General features: G+C 62.0%; 1 protein-coding gene. It reads left to right on the top strand.

Annotation, left to right across the window (positions count from 1 at the left end):
- Positions 1-456: 456 nt before the first annotated feature.
- Positions 457-761: FAD-dependent oxidoreductase (locus ACFHYO_RS16135; protein ID WP_394321764.1), on the top strand; the 305-nt coding region annotated here is incomplete at its 3' end.

The raw sequence follows: 761 nt of genomic DNA, 5'->3' as shown, positions 1-761 counted from the left end.
CGATCGGCGGTGACCCCCAAGGTCTCGAGCGCGGCGCGCTGCGCGGCGAGGTCCTGCTTGTCGGTCGAGCAGCGGGCGTAGCCGATCAGGGTGCCGGTCATTTCGTCCGCAAAGCCCCCCATGACTGAGACGATCATCGTACCGGCTATCTGAGACAGCCTTTCCCGTGCTATGACAAGGGGTGGCCGACGCGCTCGGCGCTGTCCGTTGCACGATCCTCAATCGTTTCACGGCGCTCGGTATCCCCGTGACACAGCCCGTCCGCTGACATCAGGCAGGGAAAGGGGACCTCTGGCCTTCAGACGCTTCGTGCAACAGCGCCGCCGGAACGAATTCCATCTCTCAGAGGTTAACAACGCTAGTGTACTTCAATTCCTTCGGACGTGAGGGCGGGTCCATGACCGTCGCCGTCGTGTCTGCTCTGCAAGAGTGCAGTTCCTCAATTTGGAGTCAGGCATGATCAACCATCCAACCCGTCGAGCCCTCCTCACGATGATTGGCGCGGCCGCAGGCAGCAGCGCTATGTATGCGGCGATGACATCCTTGGGCCATGCGGCCGAGTCGCCCTACAAAGGGCCGATCAAGCTTGACGGAGATCCCAAGGGAGCCAAGGTCCTGATCCTGGGGGCGGGCCTTGCCGGCATGACCGCAGCGTTGGAATTGCGCGCGGCAGGCTATGAAGTCGAGATCCTGGAATACCGCGAAAAGGCTGGTGGGCGCTGCTGGACTTTGCGTTCGGGTGACAGTTACACCGAGTTGGG

The sequence above is a fragment of the Paracoccus panacisoli genome, from assembly GCF_042435015.1.
Classification (GTDB): Bacteria; Pseudomonadota; Alphaproteobacteria; order Rhodobacterales; family Rhodobacteraceae; genus Paracoccus; species Paracoccus panacisoli.
Note: the sequence above shows the minus strand (reverse complement) of the source record. Positions and strands in the feature narration are given on the sequence as shown.